The sequence below is a fragment of the Janthinobacterium sp. 1_2014MBL_MicDiv genome (assembly GCF_001865675.1).
Lineage (GTDB): Bacteria > Pseudomonadota > Gammaproteobacteria > Burkholderiales > Burkholderiaceae_D > Janthinobacterium.
Genome location: NZ_CP011319.1, coordinates 5,609,039 through 5,621,016, shown reverse-complemented (window position 1 = coordinate 5,621,016; position 11,978 = coordinate 5,609,039). Strand labels below are relative to the sequence as shown.

Annotated in this window: 12 protein-coding genes; 8 read left to right on the top strand and 4 right to left on the bottom strand. The window is 64.1% G+C overall.

Features of this window, described 5'->3' with window-relative positions:
- Positions 1-22: 22 nt before the first annotated feature.
- Together bla and YQ44_RS29400 are read left to right on the top strand one after the other, a co-directional pair.
- Positions 23-979, top strand: a complete 957-nt coding sequence (gene bla, locus YQ44_RS24320) for a subclass B3 metallo-beta-lactamase (RefSeq protein ID WP_071325575.1) — start codon at positions 23-25, stop codon at positions 977-979.
- A gap of 322 nt (positions 980-1,301) precedes the next feature.
- Positions 1,302-1,475, top strand: coding sequence for a hypothetical protein (locus YQ44_RS29400; protein ID WP_198043811.1), 174 nt, complete (start codon positions 1,302-1,304; stop codon positions 1,473-1,475).
- Here the strand turns inward: YQ44_RS29400 and YQ44_RS24315 are convergent.
- Complete coding sequence (locus YQ44_RS24315) at positions 1,472-2,275, bottom strand: metallophosphoesterase family protein (protein ID WP_071325574.1); 804 nt, start codon at positions 2,273-2,275, stop codon at positions 1,472-1,474. The genes YQ44_RS29400 and YQ44_RS24315 overlap by 4 nt on opposite strands.
- A gap of 46 nt (positions 2,276-2,321) precedes the next feature.
- Positions 2,322-3,227: a LysR family transcriptional regulator gene (locus YQ44_RS24310; RefSeq protein ID WP_071325573.1), complete on the bottom strand. Its 906-nt coding sequence runs from the start codon at positions 3,225-3,227 to the stop codon at positions 2,322-2,324.
- A gap of 119 nt (positions 3,228-3,346) precedes the next feature.
- Between YQ44_RS24310 and YQ44_RS24305 the strand changes: the two genes are divergently transcribed.
- A complete protein-coding gene (locus YQ44_RS24305; protein ID WP_071325572.1) occupies positions 3,347-4,213 on the top strand; it encodes a pirin family protein in 867 nt (288 codons plus the stop codon).
- A gap of 87 nt (positions 4,214-4,300) precedes the next feature.
- Positions 4,301-5,002 (top strand): isochorismatase family protein, encoded by a 702-nt coding sequence (locus tag YQ44_RS24300; protein ID WP_198043809.1) that lies wholly within the window; start codon positions 4,301-4,303, stop codon positions 5,000-5,002.
- Positions 5,003-5,009: 7 nt separating this feature from the next.
- On the opposite strand, the gene YQ44_RS24295 is transcribed toward YQ44_RS24300, so the two are convergent.
- Positions 5,010-5,762, bottom strand: coding sequence for a substrate-binding periplasmic protein (locus YQ44_RS24295; RefSeq protein WP_071325571.1), 753 nt, complete (start codon positions 5,760-5,762; stop codon positions 5,010-5,012).
- 228 nt (positions 5,763-5,990) lie between these two features.
- On the opposite strand from YQ44_RS24295, the gene pnuC reads away from it, so the two are divergent.
- On the top strand, positions 5,991-6,581 hold the full coding sequence (gene pnuC, locus YQ44_RS24290) for a nicotinamide riboside transporter PnuC (RefSeq protein WP_083412029.1): 591 nt from the start codon (positions 5,991-5,993) through the stop codon (positions 6,579-6,581).
- Between the two features lie 329 nt (positions 6,582-6,910).
- Positions 6,911-9,469, top strand: coding sequence for a TonB-dependent receptor (locus YQ44_RS24285; RefSeq protein WP_071325570.1), 2,559 nt, complete (start codon positions 6,911-6,913; stop codon positions 9,467-9,469).
- A 13-nt stretch (positions 9,470-9,482) separates the two neighbouring features.
- Here the strand turns inward: YQ44_RS24285 and YQ44_RS24280 are convergent, their stop codons facing one another.
- A complete protein-coding gene (locus YQ44_RS24280) occupies positions 9,483-10,289 on the bottom strand; it encodes a response regulator transcription factor (RefSeq protein WP_071325569.1) in 807 nt (268 codons plus the stop codon).
- A 348-nt stretch (positions 10,290-10,637) separates the two neighbouring features.
- Between YQ44_RS24280 and YQ44_RS24275 the strand changes: the two genes are divergently transcribed.
- Positions 10,638-11,168 (top strand): Csu type fimbrial protein, encoded by a 531-nt coding sequence (locus YQ44_RS24275; protein WP_071325568.1) that lies wholly within the window; start codon positions 10,638-10,640, stop codon positions 11,166-11,168.
- An 11-nt stretch (positions 11,169-11,179) separates the two neighbouring features.
- Entirely contained in the window at positions 11,180-11,914 is a 735-nt protein-coding gene (locus YQ44_RS24270; protein ID WP_232250986.1) for a fimbrial biogenesis chaperone, read from the top strand.
- The last annotated feature ends 64 nt before the right edge of the window (positions 11,915-11,978 follow it).

Sequence of the window (11,978 nt, the reverse complement as noted above, 5' to 3'; positions counted from 1 at the left end):
GCACCCTCACTCCTGGAGCAGCATGCAGCCTTTTTCCCTTCCCACTACCTTACTCGGCATCGCGCTGGCAAGCATGGCGCTGCTGCCGGCGGCGCAGGCCGCCACGCCCGCCCTCGACCCTCTGACGCAGCCCATCGCCTCGCCGTATGCGGAGCAGTGGAACCGCCCGCAGCAGCCGGCGCGCATCCATGGCGACACCTATTACGTGGGCGTGGGCGGCTTGAGCGTGGTGCTGATCCATACGCAGGAGGGCCTGATCCTGATCGATGGCGCGCTGCCGCAGTCGGTGGAGGCCATCAAGGAGCATATCCTCGAGCTGGGATTCCGCGTGGAGGACATCAAATTCATCCTGAATACGGAGGCGCATTTCGACCATTCGGGCGGCATCGCCGCGCTGGCCCGCGACAGCGGCGCGCAAGTCGTCGCCAGTCCGCTCGGCGCACAGGCGCTGCGCGCGGGGAAGGTGATAGACAGCGATCCGCAGGCGGGAGAAATCGACCCCATGCCGGCCGTGGAGAACGTGCGTGAAATCGCCGACGGCGAGATTTTGCAGCTCGGTGAAGTCGGCGTGATGGCGCGCTACACGCCTGGGCATACGCCGGGCAGCACCAGCTGGACGTGGGTTTCCTGCGAGGATGCGGAGCGCGAGGAATGCCTGAGCGTGGTGTTCGGCGCCAGCCTCACGCCGGTGGCCGCTGACGATTTTCACTATCTGGCTGACGCGCGCCATGCGGACCTGACGCCGGCCTTTCGCCGCGTCATGCAGGACTTCGCCAAACTGCCGTGCGACATCCTGATTTCGGCCCATCCCGACCACTCCGGCGCCGATGAAAAACTCAGGCGCTTGCTGGTAGGCATCACGCCGAACCCCTTCATCGATACGCAAGCGTGCAGCAAGTATGCGGCCAGCAACGAGGCCAAGCTCGATGCGCGCATCGCAAAGGAAAAAGCAAAGGCCAGCGAGTCCGCGCCAAAATAACAACGTTGGCGCGTTCGCCATGGAAAGCGGTTGACGCACTGCAGCATCCGGTGCAGAATCAGCGTCCGCAGTGCAGATTAACCATGACATAGAAAGGAAACCCATGTTCGAGCAGGCTGGCAGCAAGTTGTACGACCACTAGCCCCGCGCATGGCGCTCGGGGCCATCGGCATAGCGCCGATCCCGAGCCGGTGTCCTTTAAAACCCCGGTGAGGAAACTCGCCGGGGTTTTTTGTTTCAGGCGACCCCGGCATACCGACAGGAATGACGCTGATGACCATGCATCGCAGCTTGTCTGCATCAGCGCTTGAACGGAGCAACCATGAAAATTAAAGTGAAAGCCACGCCCAAGCCGCGCAATCCGCTGGTGGCAGCCGCCAGATTGCGCGGCGGCGCCGGCGCGCACCAGTCGGAAGCCGCGCCGCGCGCGGCGCGCCGGGCCGGCAAGCACCGCCTGCAGCAATTGCTGGCAGGACGCCTGAAACCCGACGATTAGCGTGCGGCCAGCTCGACGATGAAATTCGCGTCGAAGCGGGGATTTTGCGGCGTGCCGCTGCGCGTCTTGTAGCCGCACGGGTTGCAGACGACGCGGCAGTTGCCGATACGGTAGTCGCGCGAGACGTGGATATGGCCATGCACCCACAGGTCGGCCTGTGCGGCCAGCGCGTCCAGGCGCGACGCATACGCGGGCGAGTATGCTTCGCTGCCATACGCGTCATCGACCGAGAGCAGCGACGGCGCCATGTGGCTGATGACGACCGTGCGGCCATCGAACGGCTGCGCCAGCTCGCGCGCCAGCCACGCCTTTTGCTGCGCGTGGAACATGGCCGTGTCGGCCGCGCGCAGCTTGCGAAAACCCATGTTCGCCAGGCGGATGCGCCGGTAGTCGTTCATGGCCGCTTCCGCGTCGCGCATGGCGGCCTGGCGCGTGTCGTCGCCCAGCAGGCGGAAATCCGTCCACAGGGTGGCTCCGAGGAAGCGCACCTTGTTGCCGGCCTGGTCTTCGACGACGTGCGTGCCGCAGTCGAGGAAGTGCACGTTGCCGGTGGCGGCCGCGGCCGCGCGCAGTTCCTGGCGCACCTTGTCGAGGTGGTGGCCATAGCCTTCATGGTTGCCATGCACGTACAGCACGGGCAGGCCGGCAAACGTGGTGGTTGCCCAGGCGATGGCGCGGCTGCCCGTGTCGATATCGCCGGCCAGGATCACGACGTCGGGGCGGCTGAGCGCAAGGTCTGGCTGTGGCGCTTCGTCGCGCCACAATTCGTGATGCAGGTCCGACAGTATCAATAAACGCATGCTGTTTTCAGGCCGTTGCAGAGGCCCCCATCCTACCTGAAATGCTTCACTCTTCCCCGAGGGCGGCGAAGCTGTGCGCCAGGTAGTCGATCAGCGTGCGCACGGCCGGCAGCAGGCCGCGCCGCGACGGGAAAACCGCATGGATGATTTCGCGCTGCGGCCGCCATTGCTCCATCAGCGGCAGCAGGCTGCCATTGGCGATCTGTTCGCCTATCATCATGGTCGGCAGCTGCACCACGCCCACGCCGGCCACGGCCGCGTCGCGCAGGGTCAGCATGTCGCCCGTGACGAAGCGCGGCGTGTGGCGCAGCTGGGCGCGCGCGCCATGCGGTCCATGCAGGTCCCACTGGTAATGCTGCTGCGGCGTGCCCATGGCCAGGCTGGGCCAGTCGGCCAGGTCGGCCGGCGCCGTCGGCATGGAGGCGCCGGCGAACAGCAGCGGGCTGCCGACCATGCACTGGCTGCGCTCGGCCAGCACGCGCAGCACCAGGTCGCTGTCGGGCAGCGGCGGCGGGCGCACGCGGATGGCCACGTCGATGCCTTCGGCCACCAGGTCGACGCGGCGGTTGCTCGCTTCGAGCAGCAAGGTCACTTGCGGATGGTCGCGCATGAAGCTGGCCAGCATCGGGCCCACGAGGGTATGCAGCAGGGCGATGGGGCAGGACAGGCGCACCGTGCCGCGCGGCGCGGCCCGCGTCAGTTCGATCGCCTCCTGCGCCGCTTCCGCTTCCACCAGCATCGCCTTGCAATGCTCGTAAAACGACTGGCCCACGTCGGTGACGGAAAAATGCCGCGTCGTGCGCTGCAGCAGGCGCACGCCAAGGCGCTCTTCCAGCAGCGCGATGCGCCGGCTCAGCCTGGATTTCGGCATGCCCAGCGCGCGCCCGGCCGGCGCGAAGCCGCCATGGTCGACCACCTGCACAAAGTAATACAAGTCATTCAGATCCTGCATGCCGCCTCCTTGATCGTTCTATTTTTGGAACGCTGATGGCGGATTTTACCGTCTACCGCCCTCATCGTTGCAAGCGTATTCTGTCTCCATCGTAATGCAAACCCCAACAGGAGATCGAGATGAACAAAATCACAGGTATCTACAGCGCACCCCGCCAGCACTGGGTCGGCGACGGTTTTCCCGTGCGCTCGATGTTTTCGTACAGCGGCCATGGCAAGCAGCTGAGCCCCTTCCTGCTGCTCGACTATGCCGGTCCCGCCGAATTTGCCCCCGGCACCCGTCCGCCCGGCGTCGGCTCGCATCCGCACCGCGGCTTTGAAACGGTCACCATCGTCTACAAGGGCGAGGTGGCGCACCGCGATTCGACGGGCCAGGGTGGCGTGATCGGTCCCGGCGACGTGCAATGGATGACGGCCGGCGCCGGCATCCTGCATGAAGAGTTTCACTCGCCCGCCTTCACGCAGTCGGGCGGCACCCTGGAAATGGTGCAGCTGTGGGTGAACCTGCCGGCCAGCAACAAGATGACGGCGCCCGGCTACCAGGCCATCACCAGCGACACGATTCCGACGGTGGCGCTGCCCGGCGGCGCAGGTTCGGTGCGCGTGATCGCCGGCGAGTTCGACGGCCAGCATGGCCCGGCCCGCACGTTCTCGCCGATGCAGGTGTGGGACATGCGCCTGGCCCAGGGCAAGCTGACGGAGCTGCCTGTCACGCCAGGCTGGAGCACGGCGCTGATCGTCCTGCACGGCACGGTGCTGGTCAACGGCGAGAGCGTGCTGCGCGAAGCGCAGATGGCGCTGTTCGAGCGCGATGGCGACAGCATCGCCATCGAGGCGAACAACGACGCCGTGGTACTGCTGCTGAGCGGCGAGCCCATCGACGAACCCATCGTCGGCCATGGCCCGTTCGTGATGAATACCGAGGCGGAAATCGTGCAGGCGTTCGAGGATTTCAACAGCGGCCGCTTTGCCCGCATCGGGCAGTAAGCCGTTTTATGCAGTAACCCATGCCGCATCCCGCGGCATGGGAATTCACGCGGCGCCGCCTGGCGGCGCCACCTCAAGGAGACTACCATGAGCACCCCCGCCAACTTCCAAGGCTTGCCACCGATGATCGATCCCGACGACGCCGTCATGCTGCTGATCGACCACCAGAGCGGCTTGTTCCAGCTGGTGCGCGACATCGAGCAGCACGTGCTGCGCGGTCACGTCACGGCGCTGGCCAAGCTGTCGCGCCTGGCCAACATGCCGACCTTCACCACGGCTTCCGTGCCCGATGGCCCGAATGGCCCGCTGATCCCGGAAATCCACCATTTCAACCCGGAAGCCGTCTACATCCCGCGCACGGGCCAGATCAATGCCTGGGACAATCCGGCCTGGGTCGACGCCATCGAAAAGACGGGCCGCAAGACCCTGCTCATCGCCGGCACGCTCACCAGCGTGTGCATGGCCTTCCCCACCATCAGCGCGCTGGCGGCCGGCTACAAGGTGTTTGCCATCATCGACGCCTCGGGCAACTGGTCGAAAATGGCCACCGACATCACCATGGCGCGCGTGACGCAGGCCGGCGCCGTGCCGATCGACACGTATGCCGTGCTGGCAGAAGTGATGAGCACGTGGAACCGCGCCGATGCGATGGAGTTCGCCGCCATCATGACCGACCATATCGTGCCGCCATACCGCGCGCTGATCGAAAGCTACGACAAGGCGCAGGGCGTGCAAAAGAATGGCCGCGAGACGAAGCTGGAGATACTGGAAGGGGCAAGCCAGGGCTGATGCACGATTACGGCGCCTCGTAGCGGGCGCGTATCGCCGCCAGCGTGCCGCGCTGTTCCAGGCGCGTGATGGCGGCGTTCAGGCGCGCCAGGTCGGCGCTGCTGGTGCTGTGCGTATTGAGCATCAGGTGCACGGGCGCGCGCAGGGCGAGGAAGGGCAGGGCGTTCAGGGCGACGCCCTGCAGGCGCGCCTCGTGGCGCACGGCCAGCACGTCGCCCATCAGCAGCTCGGCGCGGCCCGCGTCGAGCATGCGTATGCCTTGCTGGAAGCTGCCGAACGCATTCAGGCGGCCCTCTTTTTCCAGCACCGGCCTGGCCGCCGCGTACTGCGGGCCATACCAGCCCACCTTCGGCGCCAGCAGGGTTGACTTGCCGCGCGCGAGCTGCGCGAAGCTGTCGATCGGACGCTGGTTGCCTGGCTTGCTGAAGATGCCCACCGTTTCGTCGCGGTAGGAAATGGAAAAGCGCGCATACGACTGGCGCTCCGGTGTTTCCGACGCGGCCAGCATCAGGTCCAGCCCGCCTTGCTGGAACAGCAGCTGGCGCCGCGCCGTCGGCAGTTCCGGCAAGGTGACGAGCGTGCAGCGCGCTTCCCTGAAGATGGCCTGCAGCAATTCCAGGTCCAGGCCCGTATAGCGGCCCTGCGCATCGCGATACACATATGGCGGCCACTGCTCCAGCGCCATCGTCATGCGGCAAGCCAGGGCGGGCAGGGCGGAGATGCCAAGCGCTGCCGCAAACAGGAAATGGCGCAGGCGCATACGGGTGCTTCCATAGAGTTTCAACTTGATATTCAATTTGCCAGAATGGCCACGGAAGTCAAGGGGCGCAGCCCCTGATGGCCGGCATTGTTTGCTTTTCGTAGGTTTTTGCGCGTTTTCCGCTGCCAGGCACGCTGGCATGGCCGCCCGGCGTACGGGACACCGGGCGCTGCAAATCGGCTATAGTGGCGCGGTGCACCCACCCACTGCCCCGCAAAGGACCACCGCTTGACTCCCCCGCTCGAGATCGCCGCCAACGCGCTGATGACCGTCTCCATCATCCTGGCCGGACGCAACAACATTCATTCCTGGTGGGTCGGCATCGTCGGCTGCGTCCTGTTTACCGCGCTGTTTTACCAGGTCAACCTGTACGCCGACGTGATGCTGCAACTGTTTTTCATCGTCACCTGCGTCATCGGCTGGCTGCAATGGCGGCGCGGCGCGGGCGGCAAGCCGTTGCCGATCACGCGCACGGGCTGGCGCAGCCTGGCCTGGATCGTGCCGGCCGGCATTGCCTCCGTGGCGATCTACGGCCTGTTGCTGCACCGCTTCACGAATGCGTACGCGCCGTTCATCGATTCGGCCGTGCTGGTGTTCAGCATCATTGCGCAATTCCTGCTGATGAGCCGGCGCATCGAAACCTGGGCCTTCTGGCTGCTCGTCAACACCGTGGCCGTGCCGCTCTATTACAGCCGCGGCCTGCACCTGACGGCCGTGCTGTACGCCGCCTACTGGGTCAATGCGCTGATTTCCTGGTACTGGTGGGGCGTGCAGGCCCGCCGCGCGGCGGCCGCACCGGCAGCGCTGGCCGACGCCTGACGTTGCCAAAAACCAAGTCCTTAGATCCAAATCGTATATACATTCAATTTTTAATTCGTTCACGCCATAAAGGCACCGCGATATAGTGGCATTTCCCCGCTTACCGGTGTCTTTTATGTTGCGCTTTACTTTTTCTGCCATTTTTTCCGCCACCCGGCACCAGCTGACCATGCAATGCATGGCGCAGTGGATGCCGATGCGTGCGCGTCCACGCATCCCGTAATTCGTTCCTGCCCCCGTTTGTTGTTGTCCGCTGGCCCACCCGGTCCGCGTGCCCCCGCTCGGCCTTTTTTATCTGAAAGAGGCTGCAATCCCAATAAGAGGAAACCATGTTCAAACCACTCGCCATCAGTCTTGCCATCGCCGCTGCCTTTCCCGCCTTCGCCCACGCCGAGGAGGAGATGGTGCGCGTCAACGTCACCGGGTCGAATATCCGCGTCAGCGAAAAGGAGGGCGCCAGCGCCGTGCAGGTCATCACCGCCAAGGAGTTGAAAGCCAGCGGCAAGACCAGCGTCTCGGACGTGCTGCGTGCGATCTCCGCCAACAGCGGCAACAGCTACAACGAGCAGTACACGGGCAGTTTTTCGGCCGGCACTTCGGGCCTGTCGCTGCGCGGCATCGGCCAGAAAAACACCCTGATCCTCGTCAATGGCAAGCGCGTGGCCAGCTATGCGACGGCGCAGAACCTGCAGGAAACCTTTGTCGACCTGAACAGCCTGCCGATGGCGGCCGTGCAGCGCATCGAGGTGCTCAAGGATGGCGCCTCGTCCGTCTACGGCTCCGACGCGGTGGCCGGCGTGGTCAACATCATCCTGTACAAGGAATTCACGGGCACGGACATCACGGCGCAGTGGGGCGGCTCGACCGAAGGCACGGGCCAGCACGAAAAGAGCGCGGCGCTGCAGACGGGCTTTGGCAAGCTCGAGGAAGATGGCTACAGCCTGGTCTTCTCGATCGATGCGCAGCAACGCGACAAGCTGCAGCAAAGCGACGTGGCGTGGATGCGCGATGCGGATTTCCGCCAGCAGCAGCGGGGCAGCCTGGGCTGGGCCATCACCAATTACGCGGGCACGGATCCGACGCGGACACTGGGCGGCGTGCGCGGACCGCTGCAACTGGTCAATTATGGCGACATCACGCCCGGCAAGACGGGCCAGGTGCTGGCCTACAACCCGTCGCCGTACAAGACCCTGATTCCCGGCATCCAGCGCGTGCATACGGCCGCGCGCGCCACCGTCAAGCTGAACGCGGACACGGAAGCATATGTCGACTTGCTGCACAGCTACTCGCGCGCCGACCAGACCTTCAGCGCGCCGCTGACCGTCAACAATGCCACGCGCGTGTGGAACAACGCCACGCAGGCGCTCGACACGATTCCCGTCGTGCTGCCCGTGGGCCATCCGAACAATCCGGGCGCGACGCCGTTGCCGTTCACGGCCACCCTGTTCGACCTGGGGCCGCGCCTGAAGCAGGACAAGGTCACGTTCTACCGCGCGCTGGCCGGCGTCAAGGGCACCTTGGCGGGCTGGGACTGGGATGCGGCCGTGGGCCACTCGAGCAGCAAGCTGGAAGAGACGGTGCAGAACTTCGTCAACCGCTATGAATTCCAGAAGGTGCTGGCCGACGGCAGCTACAATTTCTTCGACCAGTCGCAAAACAGCGAAGCCGTGCGCAACCGCCTGCGCCTGTCGACCCTGCGTCCGGCCGAATCGACGCTCGACACGGTCGACTTTTCGGCGGCGAAAGACCTGTGGCAATTGCCGGCCGGCCCGCTGGGCTTTGCCGCCGGCGCCCAGTGGCGCCGCGAAAAGATGGATTCGCAAACCTCGACGGCCGTGCTGTCGGGCACGGAACTGCGCCCGGCCATCAACATCATCAATGGCTCGCGCAATGTGTCGGCCCTGTTTGCCGAATTTAACGTCCCCGTCGTGAAAGACGTCTCCGTCAACCTGGCCGGCCGCGCCGACCATTACAGCGACTTTGGCAATGCGTTCTCGCCGAAGGCCAGCGCGCGCTACCAGGCGGCGCCGTGGCTGCTGCTGCGCGGCACCGTGTCGCGCGGTTTCCGCGCGCCGTCGCTGCCGGAAATCACGCAAAGCACGGCCGTCAGCTATGTCAGCGTGCTCGATCCGCGCGACCCGATCACGCCGACGCAGACGCGCGGCGTGACGGCCATCACCATCGCCAATACGGCGCTGCGGCCCGAGCGTTCGAACAACCTGAACCTGGGCGTGGTGGTCTCGCCCACCAGCAGCTCGAGCATCGGCCTCGATTACTACCGCATCAAGCAGGATGGCGTGATCGGCACGGAAAGCGCCACCACCACCATCGCCAACGAGGCGACGGCGCCGCAAAAAATCACGCGCGACGCCGACGGCCGCATCACCACGCTGTACCGCCAGTACCGCAACCAGGGCCAGCGCGAAGTGTCCGGCATCGACCTGGACCTGCGCCAGCGCTTCGTCGACAAGGACTGGGGCAAGCTGACCCTGGCCGGCCAGCTGAGCCGCGTGCTGCGCTTTGCCGAGCCGCTGTCCGATGGCGCGCCGCTGACGGATGGCGCCGGCACCAATTATTTCGGCTCGATCCCGAAATGGCGCGGCGTCACCTCGGCCACCTGGGAGCAGGGCAAATGGTCGTCGACCCTGACGTGGAACTATGTGGGCAGCTATGCGCAAAACACGCATCTCGATGAATCGGTGGCCGCCTTCAGCACGTTCGACGTGACCACCAGCTGGCAAGTCACGCCGGCCGCAAACGTCACCTTCATCGTGCAGAACCTGGCCAACAAGCGCGCGCCGTGGGATTACTCGGCGTCGGGCTTCGACTATACCCAGGCCGACCCGCGCGGCCGCTTCGCGTCCCTCAAGCTGAACTACAAGTTCTGAGTTGGCGGCAGCCTTAGTGTCCGTTCGATACCTGCCGCTGGCCCGTCTGCTCCTGCAGGCGCTGGCGGTAGGCACTGGGCGTGACGCCCATGCGTTCGCGAAAGGCCGTGGCGAAGTTGCCCGCATTGTGAAAGCCGATCAGCAGGGCGATATCCTGCACGTCGATGTCGGTCTGCTGCAGCAATTCCACGCCGCGCGCGATGCGCGCTTCGCGGATGAAGGCAAATACCGTCATGCCCGTCTGCTCGCGGAACATCAGGGTCAGCTTTTCGCGGTAGGTGCCCACGCTGCGGGCGATCTCGGACAGGTTGGGCAGGCTGCCCAGGTTATCGAGTATTAATTGTTTGACGGCATTGACGAACACCAGGTCCGGATGCTGCTGGCGCTCGCCGATCGGCGTGACGGCGGGCGGCGTACTGTTGCTTTTACGCATCAATCCCAGGTGGATATGGATGCGCGCGGCCAGCTCTTCCGGCGTAAATGGCTTCGAAATGTAATCGACCCCCCCCACTTGCAAGCCCATGATGCGTTCTTTCGCGGCATCTGCTCCGCTGAGAAAGATCACGGGGATCTGCTCGGTATCGGGATTGGCCTTGAGCAAACGGCATGCCGTGTAGCCATCCATTTCCGGCATGCGCACGTCGAGCAGGATCAGGTCGGGACGCGTGGCCAGCGCCAGCTGGTAGCCCTGGTAGCCGTTGAAGGCGATGCTGAAACGGTACGGTTGCTCGCTGAGCAGCTCCATCAGCATGCGCTGCTCGAACGCGGAATCGTCCACGATCAAGATGTTTTTTTTGATGGTTTCGCTGGTCAATGGCATGGCATGGATGACTTAACCAAAAAGCAAGTTGTGGCTTATTATGCCTCGCTTTTTCTTTTTTTTCTGCTTTTCTCGTGTTTCAAAAGATGTTTCGCCGCCAGCAGAAGCGGCGATTTCCCAGATCGCTAATAATTCACTCAGGCATTGATTTTAAGCAATGTCGCTTGTTAAAAAATCTGTTTTGCAAATGCGGCAAAAAAAGCTGATGCCCCCACGTTCCTGGCTCTCAGCCCTGTAATTTGTTGTCCTGGTTTGCGTGCCCAAGAAAACGCCGGCAATACCGTGACTATCCTCGATGCCCTTCATATTGGAGGGCTCATTAATGATGTTCCATCATCAGGAGGTATTATGTTGCGAGCTACTTTCCCCCGCTTGATCGCTGTCGCCAGCGTCGCCATCGCCGGTACGGCATTTCTGCCTGGCTCGGCGGATGCGGCCGTGTATTTGAACGGCAGCAATAACACGACCTTTGACGTCACCCTGAAAATCATCGCCAATTGCACCATTTCGGCGGCCAATCTCGACTTTGGCCAAAGTCAGGGCGTACTGGCTACTGCCGTTAACGTCAATACGACCGTGAATGTCACCTGCACCAATACCACGCCCTACAACGTGGGCCTGACCGCCGGTTCCGGCACGGGGTCGACCGGCACCACGCGCTACATGAGCGGCACCGGCGGCAACCTCGGCAAGGTGCAGTTCAACCTGTACCAGACGGCGGGGGCCACCTTGTGGGGCGACACGCAGGGCACCGATACCGTGGGCGGCACGGGCACGGGTTCTTCCCAGCCCATCACCGTGTACGGCAACATTCCGCCACAGGCGACACCGGCGCCCGATACCTACAAGTCGACCATCACCGCCACCGTGTACTTTTAAGGCGGGCCCGCGTGAAGGTCCGCTCCGCCTCCTTGTTCAGGCCGCTGCTGGCGCTGCTCGCTGCGCTGTGCTGCGCCGCGGGCGGGCAGGCTGCCAACCTGCAGATCTCGCCGGTGACGATCAATTTTCGCGCCGAACAGAGTGCGGCGGGAATCAACCTGCAAAACCTCGGCGACCAGCCCATGTACGGACAGGTGCGGGTATTCGCTTGGGAGCAGCGCAATGGCGAGGAAGTGCTGGCGCCGACGCAGGAGCTGGTGGCCAGTCCGCCGATTGTCGAAGTGGCCGCGAACAGCCGGCAGACCATCCGCCTGGTGCGCGCCCAGGCCGGTCCGGCGGCGCAGGAAAAGACGTATCGCGTGCTCATCGATGAAGTCAGCCGCGAGGATGAGGCGGGCCGCAGCGGCGTCGATATCCGCCTGCGCTATTCGGTGCCCGTGTTCGTGCTGCCCAGCGGCGCGCCAGGCAAGGAAATCCTCGACTGGCACGTGTTCCGCCAGGAGGGGGAATGGATGCTGCGCGTCAAGAACAGCGGCAACTTCCACGCCCAGATCGGTGCGATGACACTGAGCAACCAGGCCGGCAAGGAATTTGTCATCAGCAAGGGATTGTTTGGCTATGTGCTGGCGCAACGCATGCGCGTCTGGCGATTGCCCGTCGCGCGGGAAGCGGAACTCGACGGGCCGCTGACTATAACGGTCAATGTGAATGCAAAGGCGCTCGTTGCCAAGAACTCGACACCTTAACAAAACTGCCGTCATGGCGGGCGCGCTGGTGGCGTGCCACGGCAGCGGGCGCAACCGGGTTAAA